We start from the raw sequence: 17,681 nt of genomic DNA, 5'->3' as shown, positions 1-17,681 counted from the left end.
ATTAGTCTATTTTTCACCAAGGAGGCAGCCTTCGATTTCGCAGTTCGGTCAGCAGTGATCATAATCCACATATTTGAGATAAATTGAAATGTATCTTGGACAAAATCCTCTTTATTTGTCAGTATAGTTATGCATAAAGATAAATAACTAGCTGACAAAATTGCACTATGTAGTTTTCGAACAAGCAGATTAATTCCTCTTTTCGGGTATTTTTCTTTTATAGAAATAATTATATGGGGAAGCCCCCCCAAAATTCCATTTATTTCAACTGTGTTCTACTGCCCGTTTAGTTGAATAGGCCACCGAATTTATCACCGGCAGCCTGCAAGATTCCTTTATGAAGTTATCGTTCCTCTTACCGATTAATTTTATTTTTTATTAAATAACCACTAATAAACACTAAGAGTACCGCGAATACATATGGTAAAAAGTCTATCCAATTGTACCTGTTTCCTACCTACCATAATTCCAATATCTTGCACATCGGCAAGTGAAAACAGAGCCACAGCAGGAATCCTGCCATGGCTCTGTTTCGATTGCGGCTATTGTTCCAACACCTTTTCAAGCTCGCCGCACCATTTCCCCCAGCCATACTTAGCGCCTGCGAGTGCTTGATCATTTGAGATTCCGGTTTGTTCGAGATGAAGGTTAACCTTACCGTCCCCTAAATCCTGCAGCGTCCAGGTGACCGTGTGCTTCTCTCCTCCGCTGACCCAGGTATAGGACACCTGGTTTGGTGCGTCCACGATGAGCACTTCACCGTCAATAATTCCATTCCACCATTCGGTCGGCTGCGTGCGAAACTGAAAACGGTGTCCTACGACGGGCTTAAAATCATTATCCATCGCCTGACCGGTGTGGATGTTGGCAACCCACTTGGCAAGCTTGCTTGAATCGGTTAAGGCGGACCAAAGCTTCTCAGTCGATGTCTTGTATTGAAAATCCAAGGTTAATGTTAAACTCATTCTTCTTCCTCCTCTAATAGTTGGTTCAAGCGCAACATATTCGTACGCCAAAAATTGCTGTAGAAAGCCACCCAATCTTGAATTTCTCTGAGTGGAGAGGCGTTTAACCTAAATCGCGTTTCTCTGCCGACTTTTCGATCAAGTACCAGTCCTGCCTCTTTAAGGATTGTCAAATGCTTAGATACTGCTGTACGGCCCATTGGAAACTGTGCCGTTAACTCATGAAGCGGTATCTCCTCTGCCTCTGCTAACAAACGAATCAGTCGCCGCCTAGTTGGATCTGCAATCGCGTCAAACACATCTCGCAACTGGTTGTTCTCGCTCATTGCACCCACTCCAAAATATTATTATCTGTAGTATTATTTGTAGTTGAAATTTATTGGTGGTACAAAGGGAGAGCCGTTGATTTTACCACCTCCTTAAAGTTTGCGGCTCTTCGGACGCAGCGCCCACGAGACGATATTTAGTGCAGCATATGAGAGCGGAAGGATAATATGAAACCCGTAATCACCATAATCGTTAGCAAATACATGAGATAAAGCCGCACCGGTCATTAAAAAGAAGATACCAGCATGAGCCCATTCTTTAAGCCGAGGAAAACCTGGCACGACGATAGCAATGACTCCAAGTAATTTCCAACTCCCGAGAATGTTCGTGACGTATAATGGGAAACCAATATTGGTCACTAACTCGACATTTCCCCCATATCGCATCAGTTGCCCAATACCACTTAACGTAATAGATGCTGCGAGCAGTAATGTGACGAACCAATAAGCAATCATTTTTCCTCGGGACTCGGTTTCTACTTTCGCGGTTGTTTTCGTACCAATGATCGTACTCATTTTGTTTCCTCCTCATAATCATTTCAAGTGAAACTATTCAGGTTACACATGACTAACTGCTAATTGGACACCATTTAGTGTCACTTTGATTATATGACACCATTTAGTGTCCTGTCAATCAACATTTTTAAACTCCGCATGAAAACGTTAGTTAGCAATGTGTGACAATACTTTATGCCATTTGGCTCTTTGACTAAATGTTAAAAAGCCTCGGCGCGATAATGCCGAAGCTTTTTGATCATGACTCAGTTTTGGTTGCCCATTTTGTACCAACTTAGCGCTTTCCTTTCTAGCTCTTTTACAAATGCATCTTTACCGTCCATATAAGCTTCAATGTCCCTTGGAAACTGTTTGGCGAGGCTTTCTTTTAAATCTCCATAACGATTTGCTTCACCGGGATGCGTTCGGAGGTAATCCCTTACCGCCAAATGGCGAGTAATATCTTCCTTATTATCACCTTGAAACACATGCACTTGATGCGTGCGATTATCTCCGCCTTTTCGGAAATATCTTCTTCCTTTCATACCGAGCTCGCCCATACAATCGTAACCAAGTTCTTCCATTCGCTCATTTAGCGAATCTATTTTTTCAATATCTTTTACTACTGGCATGATATCAATGATTGGTTTGGATTTTAACCCTGGAACTGAAGTGCTACCTATATGATGAATGTCGATTAACCCATCACCAAAAATACCCTTTATTTTTTGAGACTCCTCGCTAAACTTCTGTTTCCAATTATCGTTGTATTCTGTTACCAATGAAATTTTGAACAACCCAATGCTAAACCTGGCAGCCTACACCCTTAGTTAGATTTTTGTAGCGATCTAGAGCCAATAAGCTGTAATGGCCACCGGTTTCATCGAATCCGACATCGTGTTTTTTGTATGTGTATCATGGTTTACAAAAAATTACAACGATTCGAAAGAGGAATTATTCCCCTTAAGTGGAAAGGTTAATTGAGTGAACAACGGACATTTTCGAGTCCGGATTAAAGGAGGAACATTATGCCCATCCATCCCTACGGATTGCTCAAATGCAAAGTACGCGATCGGCGTCTCGGCACAAACGAGAACCCGCATTACCAGGTGCACGCTATCGCAAATAACGAACACTTCCGCATAGCGATCAATGTCAAGTCGCAGATGAGCCCATCCGAGCTGTTGTACTGTACGATTGAAAATTTTCAGCATGTCACGACGGCCGAATTATCTGCTATGCCATTTGGTTTTTCGCCGCTGGCAAGTAAGCCTGACGGACAGGCACTAGATTATATTCGTAGCAATCTCTTCGATCGCCGCAACATGTTACCTCTTGCCTTCAACATACCGGGAAGGGATAACGATCTGAACGAGAAGCTTGACTTCTACATCAGACGCGCGATGGAAACAGATGATGCCGTTCTGTATGCATTCGGTGAAAGATGGGGTCCTGAACGCGGCAAGACGGACAAAATTTTTGGATTCGAACCCGGCAACGGCATTCACGATATTCATATGAATCAAGGTAACAGTGGCACATTTACGAAAGACGACGGTGTCTACCAGGACGGGGGGCTGCTGATTCACTTCCCGTCGGAAGACAGGTGGATCGCTGTATTCCTCGCTTTTCAGTCCCAGTCATGGCACACCGACGATAAATCGGGACACGTAATCACTAGCCCTGTGGAGAAACCAGTACCTAATACCGACATAACGCCGGTTCAGGTGGAAGACGACAGCATTCGAATCGCGGGGGTTGTCGTGCTGACTGAAGACAGCAGCAGCGAAACGGTCACACTGCTGAATGCTTCGAATCGGGCCGTTGACTTGACAGGGTGGGTCATCGCAAACAAGGCTAAACAAAAGCACAAAATTCATGGCATCATCGAACCCGGACAGTTTATGTCTATCCCAGTAGCTGAACCTGCATTCTTCCGAGACAAGGGTGATATTATTACTCTTCTCGACCGTAACGGCCTAAAAATCGCCGGAGTCTCATATACGGAGCATCAAGTGAAACCAGGCTGGACGATACTCTTTTGAGTTCTTGCTAATAGAAGAACCGCCTTCCAATTCATAGTTTGGAAGACGGTTCTTTATTTTTTTGCGGATTTTTTCGTTATAGAAGTGTCATCTCTCCCAGCATGATATTGTTTAAATCTCGATGAATTATTCTCCCTTTACTTCAATGAAATCAAAAAGGAGCTGCTTCAATGCAGCGCCTGATATAGCTCTGCGTTAGTTTAACAAGCTGCCGATATCGACTATCTTTGCTTCTGAGAACGATAAAATCGTATTAATATATAACCGCCAATTGCAATTATCAAGAAACCGAACATAAACCAGTATAAATGATTCCCATTCTTCACAAGCTGTCCAATTATCGGCTTACCTGTGCCAAGCTCATTTATTTGTTCTTGGCTTACCTCTGACCAAAGCTTGGATTTACCACATAAATTAGCTTCTAAATGCCCTTCACGCTGACTGGCGAATATTAAGTAATCTTGACCTGCCTTAATTTCCTTCCACATATCACCTACAAAAATCCCTTTTTCAATAACTTACTGGGACGACTTCAAGCATATTAAAGGGTGATTCATGAACTGAAAAAAATAATCGTAAATCACCATAAATCAATAATTCCCTATTACTTCCGTCACCTTTTAATAACATTTTTTGAATCGTATTATCGTAAATCTTTCCCGCTATTATTTTAATTTTCAGTCCTTTATATGTTTGAAAATCAAAGCCAACTGTCATATAAGGCACATCTTGCCCTTGAAAACCTGTATATGCTTGACTTCGATACCAGCTATATCCCTTTGGACTCTCTGCAATACTTGCCACCCCAAGTGCATTATGACCTTCATAAAAAATAATTGTTTCACCATTAACATTCTCAGAGGACAAAATCGAAGATCTATTAACCCCTTCTTTGATTAGTCCATTTTCAATTGCTTTATCTTTTGTATTGAACCACTGAAGTTCGGTAGTTGTAGGTTCATTATTTTTACAACCAGCTAATAAAATAAGTATAGTGGCAATTAAAGTTAATGTTATCCTCGTCAAAGCCAACCTCCCAAATCCTATTAAAAATTCCTTTAGTATTTTTTACACTATAATTTACAAATAGTTCCATTTGAATAGTCACCATCAATTTTTAAATCCATCCATTGAGGCATAATTACGGAACAGTTTAGTTGAAGAAAAAACATTTTACGCTTTCCATAATAGTACAAGATGTGGTTCACATAGTGTTTTAAAATAGACTAAAATTTATAAAAATGGTGACGCCATTATGCTTAAAATTTTCTATACTAATTTCTAATAACTTTTATGGCTTGGTTTTTTTTCCTTACTGTATAAATAACCTTCTATATAAAGGGGCTGGTTGTTTTGAATAGAAATAAGAACATACGTCTTATCATTTTCTTGTGTATCTCCTTATTAATAGTTCTTATTGTGAACGCCATCCTTTATATTAAAATATACGTTGTGTATAGCTCAGGTATCGGCCCTTTATTAATTATAGGAGTAATAATTTTAACTATTATTATTCTTTGCCTCAAAGGTTATAAATAACGAAGGTTCTATGATGTGTGAGAAGGCAATCTTAAATCTAAGTGAGTCATTTTGTGTTTTCGTCAAATATCCGGAACCGCTGTAGCCTCATATGTAATGATTCAGCTATCGTTCTGCGTTAGCGTAACGCCAGTTAATCCCATTGCTTATTCTGTATTCCGGCTAATATCCTTTCAACTATCCATTTGGGCGAGGACGAGGGCGACAGCTACTCATACCAATTCGTCCACGACTGGCCAACGTACCAGTGCTGCATGAAGGAGCTGTCCGGGCAAGGCTATTCGACCGGTATGGACTTGCTGAACAGCTACACTAAGGTTGAGATCGGGGAACGCGGCAACATCCTATCGTGTACTGATGCATTCCGAAATCGAATTCTGGAGGAAGCCCAAAAAATGTTAAAACACTACTGACATACTGTTGTCAGTAGTGTTTTTTTATAATCGGAGTAAGTAATCGTAAAGGAGAGGGAGATACATGCGAAGTATTTTGGCCCAAAATGATATGATACGGTATTGTATCATTTATTATAGGAAGGATGGTATCTCGTGAATTTTGCTTCTGTACGCATCATTACCGACGACGTGGATCGTCTCGTCGAGTTCTATGAGAAAGTCATGGGTGTTTCGGCGGAACGCCCCGCGCCCGTCTTTGCCGAACTCGTTGTGCCATCGTGCACCCTGGCGATCGGCCACTCCCAGACGGTGCAACTGTTCGGCGCTGGTTCCGCAGTGGCGGCCGACAATCACACTGTCATCATCGAGTTCCGCGTCCACGATGTCGATGCCGAATACGAGCGCTTGAAGCCGTTTGTCGACGAGTGGGTAAAGGAACCAACTACGATGCCGTGGGGGAACCGTGCTGTACTGTTTCGCGATCCCGACGGCAACCTGGTTAACCTCTTCACGCCGGTGACCGAGGAAGCGATCAAACGGTTCAGCGGTAGGCGTTGACGGACAGTTGAAGTGAGTGAGGCGAATTTCGTTATTAGTAATTTTACTGACCGCTTCATAGAAAGAGACCATAGCAACGAGCTATGGTCTCTTCATTTTATCTAGGTTCTTCATTATTTATTGAGAAATGGATCTATTTCGCGACCCTCGCTGATGCTGGCAGCCTATTTGTAATTGTGCTATCATTACCCGTTAGTTCAATCATACCCTCTATTTCACTCCAATTATTAGGTCTATCTGACGTATAAAATCTTCCGCCAGTTCTAGCTGTCTAGTTGCAAATTCCAAGTCTCCGTGACCTGCAAGGGCAAAATCCAAATTACCTATTGTAGACATTAGTATACGTGCGGTTATAGCAAATCCAAAGGCTTTTAGATCAGTGCCATTGTCGATATGGTCCAATATGCAACTAAAGGTTGGCTCCTGAATTCCTCCGAATAATGCAAGATTACCAACAAATGAAGCTAGGTCCCAGTATGCGGGCATCAATGATACATCCTCAAAGTCCGACCAGACCCAACCTTCAGGACTTGGTAATAAGTTTCCTCTATGGGCATCTCCATGACACGGTATTAGTAAACTTGGTTCGAGCCGTATCTGTTCATCTACCCTTAGAAACACATTTAATAGTGCTTGTATACGCTGATCGGAGTGTTTACTCAATCTAACAGCCGATTGACATGTCCGCTCCCAAACACCAAGCACAGGAAGCTCGTCAGCGAAGTCTTTCATTGCTCTTGAAAGTCCGTTTATCAATTCAATGGCTTCACTGGGTGAAGGTGATTCTAATTGTATGGGAGGAACATATTTCCAAAACGTCATCCATGTACCGCCAACATCGTACGGTCCTGCATTAGTCAGGTCAGTAGGTAATAACACGGGGACTTTCTTGGATTGGAGGTGACGTGCAACCCGTAACTCTCGATCAAGTATCTTGTATGCGTTCTCTGCATCTTCTTTTGAAATGACAGTGGCTATTCGGGACACAATCGGATGGGGAGCCAAGTGAATGATCAGGTTCCCACCATTACTAAGCTCAATAGGTGTAATGTCAGTTAATCCAGCTTTCTCTGCTATTAATAACACTTGTGAAATAAGTTTGCCTTTCTCCGACACTACAACAGCTCCTTAATTAAGATATAAAAATATCTTAGCACCATAGCTGTATTTCACTATCAACACTCGCAATACGTTGACTTTTATTGCTGTTGATTTCCCCACGCGAGGTTTCCCAGTTAACAAATAACATGTATCCAAATCATCAACCCTTCCGTTATTTCAATATGAAAGGGAGCCCCCTTAACGGCAAGCTCCTTCACTAACGTTCGCCGTTAGCTTAAAAAACGTGTGGTGTACTCAACTGTAATCTTCAATCAATGAAATTTTTCCTTCCTTAATCTCGAATGTTGTCTTTCCTTTTAATTGCAGCTTATCCCCACTCTTTAATCCATTAGGAAAATCCACGGCAAGAATACCTTCATAATCGATTCCGACCTCTACTTTGTCATTTATAACACTGTAATCGGTAATTGTCTGGCGACGGCTGGAGAACATCGTTGACGACTGTTCTGCCAACTCCCTAAATGCTTGTATTCCTCTGGTCTCCGTTGTAGTTTCTCCATTGGAAATATTCCTGAATATTATGTCATTATGTAAGAGTTCAATCATTCTTTCAATTTCAAATGAATTGTATGCTTCAAGATAATTTTCAATTATGTCCCTTATTTCTTTACTAACCATAACCATACTCCTCTCCTTTACATAAAAGATGATACCCTTGTTTACCTAGGAAACTTATTCTCAATGTAATATTACCATATATTGCAACTATCCTGCCCGTTAGCACAGCAGGCCGCCGAGCTTATCATCGGCAGCCTGCTTATTCTTTGTTAAGAGGGTGGCTCCGGTACCGATATTATGTACGTCACGCCAGCTGATAACCGTCTTAACTTACTTTTATTGAGTTACATTAAAATATAAAGTATAATAAGTGTATCTAGAAGGGAGCGAATCATTATGTCCGATCTTACGACTTCTTCAATCGAAATAGGACTAAGCACATTCCTCGAGGCTGCTCCGAGAGCCGGCGGCGTCACTCACGCCGAACGGCTCCGACAAGCGGTAGAGGAGATTAATCTGGCCGAGCAAGTCGGTCTGGACGTCTATGCGATCGGCGAACATCATCGCGCGGATTACGCGAGCTCGGCACCAGCCGTTATTCTGGCCGCTGCCGCATCCACGACAAAACGAATCCGGCTCTCGAGCGCCGTGACCGTGTTGTCTTCGGACGATCCGGTTCGTGTGTACCAAGCTTTCTCCACCTTAGACGGCCTGTCCAATGGACGGGCGGAAATTATGGCAGGCCGCGGCTCGTTTATCGAATCTTTCCCGTTGTTTGGATACGACTTGAACCACTACGACAGACTATTCGAGGAGAAGCTGGAGCTTCTGCTCGCGATCCGCGAATCGGAGAAAGTAAGCTGGCGCGGCGGCCACCGCCCCGCCATCGACAACCTAGGCGTCTATCCACGATCCGTACAGGAACCGTTACCCGTATGGATTGGAACCGGCGGAAATCCGGAGTCCGCGATTCGCGCCGGCATTCTCAGGATTGCCGGTCGTCTTTGCGATCATCGGCGGCATGCCGGAGAGGTTCGCTTCTCTAGTCAACCTCTATAAGGAAGCGGCCGCGAAGGCCGGACACGACGTAAGCAAGCTGCAGATCGCGACGCATTCACACGGCTTCATCTCGGATACGACCGAGAAGGCCGCCGACTTGTTCTACCCGTCGACGGCAGCCCAGATGAACACTATTGGGCGCGAGCGCGGCTGGCCGCCATACACCCGCGAATCGTTCGACGCCGCCCGCAGCCTTCGTGGAGCGCTCTACGTCGGCGATCCCGAGTATGTTGCGGAGAAGATCGTGCTGCTTCGCAAGAACCTGGGCCTAACGCGCTTCCTCCTGCACGTGGACGTCAGCACGATGCCGCACCACGAATTGCTGCGCACCATCGAACTGCTCGGCACGAAGGTCGCGCCGATCGTCCACAAGGAGCTTGCTCGCGGGGCCTCGCAGGGGTGAGCTTGGCTGTGAATGCCGATTTTTATCGGCATTCACGAAGCGTTCGCAGCACGTGGAGGCAAGCATTGCGGTCCATCACTCAGCAATGGGTCCGAACCAAGGTGTAAACCCCTGAGTTAATTATTTATCCATATTACCAGATATCCCCATAATATTGATTCACTTTTTTCTAAAACTGGATTTAATTGCAAAGGCAGCCGATCAACTTTGACCGGCTGCCTTCATCTTAATATTGAACTCTTGTTATCCGTTACTTCAACAATCGTCCCTCATTTATGCTTGATTTTAATGGTTTGGATATCGAATACTTATACTATTCTCTTATCGTTTTCTTGCTTTGATTACAAAAGTTACAGGAAGCATCTTTGCTTTTTTTGCAAATTTGCTGTTACCCCGTGATTGAATAATTTCATCATCAGACTGCTCAATCATTTGCTCAATGAAAAAGCCCGCTTTAGCCAACGCATTCACATAGGTTGATAGTGTACGGTCCGATAATGTTAGCGTACTTTCGTCAAGAGATGACGAATACCAAGATTCATCGAAATAACATTTTTTAAAAACAAACGTATTATTTTCATCAACAACACATTTGTGTATGGGGTGGGACCAACTGAAAATAAATGCACCGTCTTTTTTTAGGTAAGATGCAATCCTGCAAAAAGTACCCTCAAGGTCGGTGGTCCAGCCTATGGCATAAACCGAATAAACAAAGTCAAAATAGTCCTCGGGTATGCCGCATTTTTCTTCCATGGGAGAACAGATTAATTTGGCTGAAAGACCGCAAGCCGTCAAATGCTGCCTTGTCTTTTCGATTTGACTTTCTGATATATCCATGCCCCAAAGTTCAGATGCTTTGAGTTCCCCCAGATACTTTAAAGATTCACCGCTTCCACAGCCTATCTCCAGTACCTTTTTTCCTGAAACATCGCTAAAAAACTGGCATTTTTCTTCTGAGACAAATGCCCCATAAAAAGGAAGTGCGGTTGCTCCTAGAACATCATTTCCTTTTGTATCCCAAAATAAGCTGTTTGTTTCATGAATAGCACTTTTATCCATGTCAACGGAGATGGCGACAACCTCACTACCGCCTACAATGTTTGTTCTATAAACAAAATTCTTGTCCATGCCGATGCCCTCCTCAATATTCAAATTTTCTAACCCACCAGATTTATTCATCGTTTCCAAGGGCCAACTTACAATAAATATTCTATTTTCTTCCAAGTTATCCTGCCCGTTAGCGGAGCGGTCCATTTTAACTTGTCGGCATTCGGATAATGTTCTTGTCACAAATCGGCAATCGGCTCAAGTTCTTGACATTGTCAATTGACAAGAACTTGAGCCGATAAATAAAAAAGCCCACGATTTACGCGGACTTGATTCGGACAATGTTTTTGTCACTTAGCTCACTGGAATATCGCTTTGATAGGCGAGACCGACCCTTTTTCTCTTAAAAGGCCCTCCGAGCTCGATATGGTCCAGCATGCATTTCACGACATCATCATAAGCAACATCCAGCTCTTGAAGCCGGCTGAACAAGTAACCGGCTATATCGGCCTCGGAAAATTCCTTGATCGTCTTCGGAATTGATATGGGCAAGGTCTCCGTTGTCACATGCAGATGAACCGACGCCGGAGGCTCTATCGAATCAATCATAGTTCCCGGACACATAATTGACCAATCGAGCTCAGACTGTAGGAGTCGTTCAAAATTCCGGTTGTGATTTTTATACGCGGGCGGGAAGCCGGGCAGATTATTGCCAATGAGGTCAGTATATGGAATATCCAGCAGGCCGGCACCTCCCATTACCCATACCCTCCCGGAAAAACTAGAGTGGATTTCACATTGGCTTATAATGTTATCAACGAGACGAACGAACTCATCTCCTTGACCTGCATGGCCGGCAGCAATAATAGCGGCGTCTTGATGCGAGAGCGCCTCGCCGACGCTTACTGGGTTTATGATATCGTCCACGACCACCTTCACATGTTTTGCTGAACGATCTCCTTGCTGTTCATAAAACTTCTCAGAGTTTCGCACGAATGCTGTCATTTCATGTCCCATTTTACCCCCTTGCTCCAGCGCTCTTCTTCCCGTATTTCCTGTTGCTCCGAAAACAATAATTTTCATCATTTTGTCCTCCCTTTTATAAATGACTCCCGATAGTTCATCTCTGGATTGACTCAAGCTTAGCATCATTTAAAAATCTTGATAAGAACCCACTTTAATGTAGGGTCCTTACTTAAAAGTAAGCATTAAGCAGAAAGGGTTATCCATGTTGTCCACGGCAAAAATCGTAAAGAAATATTGACTGTAAATAGCAAAATCTGCCAGGGCAAACACTTAACAAAATTTCACAAGTGATTTGCAATCCGGTCAACAAAAAAACTAATTTCTTTTCGGATACCAGACGTTCCAGAGGAATATCGCGACGCAATCGACTTTCGGAAAATGCAGCAGATGGTGCCGGGGATTGGAGCGGAGGCGGGCGCTTGGGCGATTTACACCATTCTCAAGGAGCTAGGTGAATCCGCTACGAACGCTTATCGGTTGCGAAGATTGAACGAGGCTATGAGACTGGGGGTTAATCGCCTCCGCCGTCGCAGCCGCCATCGGAGTTTTCGGAGTCTGTATATGCGACCGGAGAAACGCCGTCCCTCCCGCGTCTACAGAGATTATGGCCGGTCTTCGGAGCCGTCATCGAAGAAATTACGCCCCACCCGATCATGATAAATCATTTCGACCGGCTGAAATCGCGTCTTTTATTCAACTAGCGTTCCTCGTTAGCGGAATGATCAAGGCAGCCGAAAGTTGCTTTTTCTTAAAACTTTCGATTGTAATATTGGTTGGTGGAAATCCTTGTGAGAAGGATCACGATCAGTACTGCAAACAGAGTGATCGAAATCGTAACGTTAAAGAAGCCAAATACAATCGCCGCCAAAGAAACGGAAAACAAAGTCACGTACAAACTCAAAGAATTCGCCTTTTCCATGATCAGCTTCTTCCGTTCGTCATGCTCTTCGATGTATAGCGTCTTCAGCAACGATTCGTTTCGCAGTGCGGTCCGCAACTTTTTCCCGACCAACAAAATTATGAGATGCATGCCGATAAAAATCCCGACTTGCACTCCGTGTACGAAATCGCCCGCGTCGCTTTGGACCTTATACCCGTATAGCGCAGTCAAAATAACGATCAGAGAAAACACACCGGTTGCACCGATTAGCCATCTTAATCTCCGCGTTAAAACCGTCCGAAATTCTGTCATGCCCCTTCAACCTCCACATCACTGAAATCAAACACATCTTCAATCCTTAAGTGAAAATATTTCGCAATTTTATAAGCAAGCACGAGCGAGGCAACATACTTCTCGTTCTCGAGCGAAGTTATCGTCTGACGCGTTACGCCGACCGCGAGTGCAAGCTCCTCTTGACTGATCTTATGCTTTTTACGCAACTCCTGAATCCTTGTCTTCATGGCCTTGGTCCTCGATCCCCCCACCACATGTATAGTTCACTTTGCATTTATAGTATAGTATGCTTTGCTTATAATGTAAAGCTGACTTTGCAAAAATCGCACATCTGTACAAGTGATGAAAAAAAGGAGCTAGCCGAGGCAGCTCCTCGATTCTCATACTGGAGAATCATTTTTGATTTGAAGCAGGTTAAGCTTACTCCCCTCTTTTGTTCTCCGTTCAGTCATCCTTGCATGTGTTTTTCAGATAATGCGGGTAGACGCCAAAAAAAGACCGGGCACAGTTATTCACTGTATCCGCCGGTCTATACTTAAAATTTTAGTCGTCTTTGCCCCCCTTGCCCTTGTGCTTGCCGTTGTCCTGATGCTCTTTCTCTTTGATCTTTATTTCAACTTTCTTGTGGTCGTCCTTCTTTTGCTTGTCATGCTCTTGTTTGTCCTCGTTGTCGTCGTGATTTTCATCGTCGTCGTTATTGTTATTTGGGCTGATTGTGATTTGCGCATTCACAGTTGCAGCGGCAGTGACTGAGACAGTCGAGGGTGAGGCCGGAGTACTTACAGGGGCTTCCGGCGTAATCGAAGGTGCCTCTGGAGTGCTTGCAGATGTTGCAGGAGTACCCGAAACTGCAGCTGGCTTCGCTTCAACCTCGATGTTGACGTTCAGCGTGGTTCCGTTCAGCTCAAACCAATTTGTGAACGCTGTGCTGATTTGCTGCTGTACGTTCGGCGCCTTCAGATCGATGCCGGCGAGCAGCGTACGGATCCAATGCTCCGCGTCGTCGCCTTTGAGGAATAGCCCGTCGCGGCCTTTCGGCTTCATTTTGATCATCGACATGCCGTTATTGTGATCGCCTTTATCATGGATATCCATGGTAAAGCCGTTGCCCTCGATCTTGATATGTAGCGTTTTCCAAGGTGCAGTGGCATCCGCCGATGCCGTTGGCGCAACGGTTTGCACCGGAGCTGACGAAGTAATTGGGCTCGTACCGGCGGCCGGTGTTACAGGTGTTACGGACGCAACTGCTGCGGCCGGTGCTGACGAAGCTGTGGTCGCCGGTTCCTGCGCGCTGCCCGATTTGTCCGTCACTGTAATCGAGATAGCTTTTATGTAAGCGACCTGCTTCTTTCCATTCAGGATCAGCTCGACCTTAAACCCCGTAACGAGATCGCTCATTTGCGCTTTGTGGTCATCCAGGAATACCCATACCATCTTCGATAGCGGCACTGTTTTTTCAGCGCCTTCGTCTGTCGAAACCGTTACGCCTTGGGTTGCGTCGATCGTTTTCACCGTTCCTGTCACGGTCTGCGAAGCTTCGTCGGCATTCGAAACGCCCGAAATCGAGCGTACTCCGAACGTAACCAATGTAGCGCACAAGAGGCCGATCCCCAACTTTGTCCATTTTTTCATTACTGTACCCTCCGTGTTGTTTGATCAGCTACTATTCTTTGATACCATTCGCGGAGGAGGCGGTATTTCAGGGGGGAGGAAAAACTAGCGAGAAATCTGAGGGGAGATGCTCGATAAAATTCTGCCTGCAATGACGAAAAAAAGGGCCTGCTCCACCCCGCATTTGAACAACTATTCCACGTTCGTCAAATCGGTTGAAAAATTTTTCATTACGTTTAAATATCTCTACTCCATAATTAGAAAATAAGAGTTCGTCCGCCATAAATCATTCCCGCTCAATTGAAATTATTGCAATTCTTATAGGATGGACTTTCCTTTTATACAACCCCTGTTATTGCGTTATACTGCCCGTTAGCTCCCTCGGTATTAAGGGATTTTCTCACGTTTACTCGCTCATTCGCAGGATTACACCCTCTTGGTAAAAAGGATATAACGGTATAGTAGTGGTAGTGACACCACCGAACGGCCATGAAGGCATACTTAAATAGAGGATAAGTCTTAACTTCCTCATTATTCCAATTACTGCACGCTTTCTCCACAATGCCCTCGGGGGTTCACCCTCCCAGATCTCAACGGGTCTATGCCCTTACCTTCCTTCGTTACACCTGTCCAAGGGGTGGAGGCCGATCAAGTTCAATATGCGGGTCTGTGCCCTTAAGTAACGGGTAATCGGTACTCCGTGCTTTCTTTGTAATCCTGCGAATGAACCAACCTACGTATATAGATTTACTTTAAGCTACACAGTCATGTATAACCGCTTTGTCAGTAGAAAAAGACTCTCCTCGTTGAGCTAGACCAACCAGAATACGTGCTAGCTTACCAATTAATTTAAACATAGAACGGTACTTTTTCATGTGCCTTACCTGTACGTTATGTTCATGCCACTTCCGAAATAACGGATTGTTCCCAATAAGACGTAAGGTCGCTAAATACAAATACTTTCGCAGCGTTGCATCTCCACGTTTAGAAAGTACGATCTGCCCCTTCCGTTTCCCAGACATACTCTCAGCTAGGTTCAGGCCTGCTCTTCTCAGTAATTGTCGTCCATGGGAATAGAGACTTAGATCACCTGCACCGGAAAGGATTGCCGCAATGAAGATGGGTCCAAGACCTTGAATGGAGCGAAGTTGTTGAGCCAAAGGTATCTTGTCCAGGAGCACCAAGATTTCTTGCTCAATCATCTCTAGAATCTCGATTATGCGGCAATACTCATCGAGTAGCCGGCGCAAATCCTGTTTAGCTTCGTGGGTAGCTACAATTTCTCCTATGCTTCTAGCTGCAGAAGCGATGAGCTGTGCAGCCTTCTCTAGCCCTGTAGTTCCGCCAGCTCGTTTCATATGCTTTCTCCAGCTTGCTATGACTTCTGCTGTAGTCACCCCATGTAAGTCTGCTGGAACAGGGAATTCATAAAGCGTCGCCAAGGATCGCTTGCAGGTCCAATCTGAAAACACTAACGTATATTCGGGAAAACGAATATCCAACCAGCGAATGATTCGGTTCTGAAGCCGTATGCTATTCGCTACCCAAAACTCTCGATCACTCATGATAACGCGCATCCTTTCAAAATAATGCGATTGCTTTGTGTATTCAGAGTAATACCCCCTACTAACAACATCCGCGATGACTAGAGCGTCCTTCGGATCATTTTTAGAAGGAGAATTATCTCTATTCTCCTTGTTTCTTTTCGTCGTAACAGGGTTCACCAGAACAACGCTTAACCCCTGTTCTACCAGCCAATTCGCTAAATTAAACCAATAGTGCCCCGTCGGTTCCATTCCAATTATTATGTTGTTCAAACGGTGATTCTGCTGCAACTCATTAATCCAACGTCCAAACCTTTCAAACCCTTCCTTGCTGTTGGTAAACGTAAGATGTCGTTTAGAAAGAACAATTCCGCGAAAGTTCGTTGCTTGTGCGACATGTGCATCCTTCGCTATATCGATGCCAATTACTAAGTGAGATGGAGTAATTCGTTCTATTCGTTGATTTTGTTCGTCTGATTGCTTAAACTTCATAATAAGAGCGCCTCCTTGATGGTGTTGGGTTTCAAACCCGTGGACAAACCCATCATACCGAGGCGCTCCTTTTTTGACAAAGACCATTTTTTAGGCCCTACAGGAAGGTTCAACAGGCTACCGACCTGCCATGTTAAATATTATGCGTTGAACTCCACTATGGCAAAGAATATATGTTCTTGTCCTCCTACACTTCTGTTATCGGACGACAAAAATATATGCGTTTATGCGTATTCTAAGCCGGCTGCGATGGCCGGCTTTTGAACTATGGTCTATGTTAATTGAATCTGGTTGTCTTAAATGCCTTTTTACAACCTTCCAAGTCGCTTCCCGCTATAAAATTGGACGAATAGCCTCCGCTGATTGACTCTATCAATTCTCTCACTCTCGGAATAGAAATGTAATAGAGTTCAAACTCGATAAATAAATTACGAATAATTGAAAGGGGTATGTGGATATGGCATGTTCATGTGGTTGTGGAGGAAAGTGTAACAAGATGAGGCGGGAAATGAAAAAGAATACCTCAGCGAGAACTCGCGATCAAGTTAGATCAATACGTGCTCCAATAGCCTGTAACCGATTTTGCATTCGTATGTGTAATCAATTTCCACAAAGAGAAAAAGAAATATGTTTGTCAGATTGCATGGAATGTTTAGGCGCTCAAAGATGCCGGAATCGGCGATCGAAACGCTAGGAGAGCAATTCCCCAAGCTTAAGCAGGGCTTTCTATTGATGCCGATATCGAACACTACTTAGCAGCCAGAGCTGTTCCCTTTTGTGAAATAAGTATTAGAATGACAAAAAAACAGCGGCAGCCATGGACGAGAAAATAAAGTCCTGGACTGCCGCTGTTTTATTGAACTATCGTTCTGCGTTAGTTCAATGCACTCTTCCTCGTGAGATTCTTTCTTATTCTTGTGATCATAAAAGCCACAGAATAATCAAGTGTACTTGAAAACTTTTTTATGTATTTAAAACAACCTTTTTGTGGAGCATTACTGGCATACCATTAATAAGTTGCCGTCTGGGTCTTTAAAATTAAACCAATGACCATTCTCGATTTCAGTTGTTAAATGTACATTCTTAGCCCGCATAAACTCATATGCTTGCTTTATATCGTCCGTGCGAATTTGAAATGCTGGCACTTTATAAACGTTATCTGTAGAGTAAATCTTACTATCTAATATAATGTTAGTGCCATCCATCGGAATAACGTATATGTGGCCAAAAAATATTTCAGCATCTGCAGATAAACCTAAAATATCACAATACCAATCACGTGCATTTTCTATATTACTTACAGGAATAAAAGCTCCGCCGATATTATTTTTAATAGGATTCATAACCCATTCTCCTTTACAATAATCTAACGTAAATATCAA

Annotated in this window: 18 protein-coding genes and 2 pseudogenes; 5 read left to right on the top strand and 15 right to left on the bottom strand. The window is 43.9% G+C overall.

The window, feature by feature from the left end; all coding sequences use genetic code 11:
- Window positions 1-542 precede the first annotated feature (542 nt).
- The 4 genes from ACBP55_RS12355 to ACBP55_RS12340 form a co-directional block, all read right to left on the bottom strand.
- On the bottom strand, window positions 543-965 hold the full coding sequence (locus ACBP55_RS12355; protein ID WP_173190543.1) for an SRPBCC family protein: 423 nt from the start codon (window positions 963-965) through the stop codon (window positions 543-545).
- A complete protein-coding gene (locus tag ACBP55_RS12350) occupies window positions 962-1,291 on the bottom strand; it encodes an ArsR/SmtB family transcription factor (protein ID WP_464651889.1) in 330 nt (109 codons plus the stop codon). Before ACBP55_RS12350 ends, ACBP55_RS12355 begins: the two co-directional genes overlap by 4 nt.
- Window positions 1,292-1,384: 93 nt before the next feature.
- On the bottom strand, window positions 1,385-1,807 hold the full coding sequence (locus ACBP55_RS12345; RefSeq protein WP_464651887.1) for a DoxX family protein: 423 nt from the start codon (window positions 1,805-1,807) through the stop codon (window positions 1,385-1,387).
- A gap of 245 nt (window positions 1,808-2,052) precedes the next feature.
- Complete coding sequence (locus ACBP55_RS12340) at window positions 2,053-2,583, bottom strand: GrpB family protein (protein WP_464651885.1); 531 nt, start codon at window positions 2,581-2,583, stop codon at window positions 2,053-2,055.
- Window positions 2,584-2,814: 231 nt separating this feature from the next.
- Here ACBP55_RS12340 and ACBP55_RS12335 point away from each other — a divergent pair.
- Window positions 2,815-3,477: pseudogene (locus ACBP55_RS12335) on the top strand (DUF2278 family protein); the annotation flags it as partial.
- On the top strand, window positions 3,472-3,831 hold the full coding sequence (locus tag ACBP55_RS12330) for a lamin tail domain-containing protein (RefSeq protein WP_464653298.1): 360 nt from the start codon (window positions 3,472-3,474) through the stop codon (window positions 3,829-3,831). The pseudogene ACBP55_RS12335 and the gene ACBP55_RS12330, both read left to right, overlap by 6 nt.
- Window positions 3,832-4,052: 221 nt before the next feature.
- On the opposite strand, the gene ACBP55_RS12325 is transcribed toward ACBP55_RS12330, so the two are convergent.
- Together ACBP55_RS12325 and ACBP55_RS12320 are read right to left on the bottom strand one after the other, a co-directional pair.
- On the bottom strand, window positions 4,053-4,319 hold the full coding sequence (locus ACBP55_RS12325; RefSeq protein WP_464651884.1) for a hypothetical protein: 267 nt from the start codon (window positions 4,317-4,319) through the stop codon (window positions 4,053-4,055).
- A gap of 22 nt (window positions 4,320-4,341) precedes the next feature.
- A complete protein-coding gene (locus tag ACBP55_RS12320; protein WP_464651882.1) occupies window positions 4,342-4,857 on the bottom strand; it encodes a hypothetical protein in 516 nt (171 codons plus the stop codon).
- Between the two features lie 1,061 nt (window positions 4,858-5,918).
- On the opposite strand from ACBP55_RS12320, the gene ACBP55_RS12315 reads away from it, so the two are divergent.
- Window positions 5,919-6,323: a VOC family protein gene (locus ACBP55_RS12315; protein WP_464651880.1), complete on the top strand. Its 405-nt coding sequence runs from the start codon at window positions 5,919-5,921 to the stop codon at window positions 6,321-6,323.
- A 210-nt stretch (window positions 6,324-6,533) separates the two neighbouring features.
- On the opposite strand, the gene ACBP55_RS12310 is transcribed toward ACBP55_RS12315, so the two are convergent.
- Both ACBP55_RS12310 and ACBP55_RS12305 read right to left on the bottom strand, forming a co-directional pair.
- On the bottom strand, window positions 6,534-7,439 hold the full coding sequence (locus ACBP55_RS12310) for a phosphotransferase (protein WP_464651878.1): 906 nt from the start codon (window positions 7,437-7,439) through the stop codon (window positions 6,534-6,536).
- A gap of 240 nt (window positions 7,440-7,679) precedes the next feature.
- The gene (locus tag ACBP55_RS12305; RefSeq protein WP_464651876.1) at window positions 7,680-8,063 is read right to left on the bottom strand and encodes a nuclear transport factor 2 family protein; all 384 of its coding nucleotides are present in this window, start codon (window positions 8,061-8,063) and stop codon (window positions 7,680-7,682) included.
- A 300-nt stretch (window positions 8,064-8,363) separates the two neighbouring features.
- Here ACBP55_RS12305 and ACBP55_RS12300 point away from each other — a divergent pair.
- Window positions 8,364-9,405: pseudogene (locus ACBP55_RS12300) on the top strand (LLM class flavin-dependent oxidoreductase).
- 321 nt (window positions 9,406-9,726) lie between these two features.
- Here ACBP55_RS12300 and ACBP55_RS12295 read toward each other — a convergent pair.
- Both ACBP55_RS12295 and ACBP55_RS12290 read right to left on the bottom strand, forming a co-directional pair.
- Complete coding sequence (locus ACBP55_RS12295) at window positions 9,727-10,533, bottom strand: class I SAM-dependent methyltransferase (protein ID WP_464651874.1); 807 nt, start codon at window positions 10,531-10,533, stop codon at window positions 9,727-9,729.
- 273 nt (window positions 10,534-10,806) lie between these two features.
- The gene (locus ACBP55_RS12290) at window positions 10,807-11,535 is read right to left on the bottom strand and encodes an NAD(P)-dependent oxidoreductase (RefSeq protein ID WP_464653297.1); all 729 of its coding nucleotides are present in this window, start codon (window positions 11,533-11,535) and stop codon (window positions 10,807-10,809) included.
- A gap of 240 nt (window positions 11,536-11,775) precedes the next feature.
- On the opposite strand from ACBP55_RS12290, the gene ACBP55_RS12285 reads away from it, so the two are divergent.
- Window positions 11,776-12,135: an EcsC family protein gene (locus ACBP55_RS12285; protein WP_464653296.1), complete on the top strand. Its 360-nt coding sequence runs from the start codon at window positions 11,776-11,778 to the stop codon at window positions 12,133-12,135.
- A gap of 91 nt (window positions 12,136-12,226) precedes the next feature.
- Here ACBP55_RS12285 and ACBP55_RS12280 read toward each other — a convergent pair whose 3' ends face one another.
- The 5 genes from ACBP55_RS12280 to ACBP55_RS12260 form a co-directional block, all read right to left on the bottom strand.
- Window positions 12,227-12,670: a hypothetical protein gene (locus ACBP55_RS12280; RefSeq protein ID WP_464651873.1), complete on the bottom strand. Its 444-nt coding sequence runs from the start codon at window positions 12,668-12,670 to the stop codon at window positions 12,227-12,229.
- A complete protein-coding gene (locus ACBP55_RS12275) occupies window positions 12,667-12,879 on the bottom strand; it encodes a helix-turn-helix transcriptional regulator (RefSeq protein ID WP_464651871.1) in 213 nt (70 codons plus the stop codon). The genes ACBP55_RS12280 and ACBP55_RS12275 overlap by 4 nt, the downstream gene beginning before the upstream one ends.
- A 316-nt stretch (window positions 12,880-13,195) precedes the next feature.
- Window positions 13,196-14,251, bottom strand: coding sequence for a hypothetical protein (locus tag ACBP55_RS12270; protein WP_464651869.1), 1,056 nt, complete (start codon window positions 14,249-14,251; stop codon window positions 13,196-13,198).
- A gap of 764 nt (window positions 14,252-15,015) precedes the next feature.
- The gene (locus ACBP55_RS12265; RefSeq protein ID WP_464648396.1) at window positions 15,016-16,299 is read right to left on the bottom strand and encodes an IS110 family RNA-guided transposase; all 1,284 of its coding nucleotides are present in this window, start codon (window positions 16,297-16,299) and stop codon (window positions 15,016-15,018) included.
- A 995-nt stretch (window positions 16,300-17,294) separates the two neighbouring features.
- Window positions 17,295-17,642, bottom strand: coding sequence for a VOC family protein (locus ACBP55_RS12260; RefSeq protein ID WP_464651867.1), 348 nt, complete (start codon window positions 17,640-17,642; stop codon window positions 17,295-17,297).
- Window positions 17,643-17,681 lie beyond the last annotated feature (39 nt).

The organism is Paenibacillus sp. WG02 (assembly GCF_055396115.1).
This window is presented reverse-complemented; position numbering and strand designations above follow the sequence as displayed.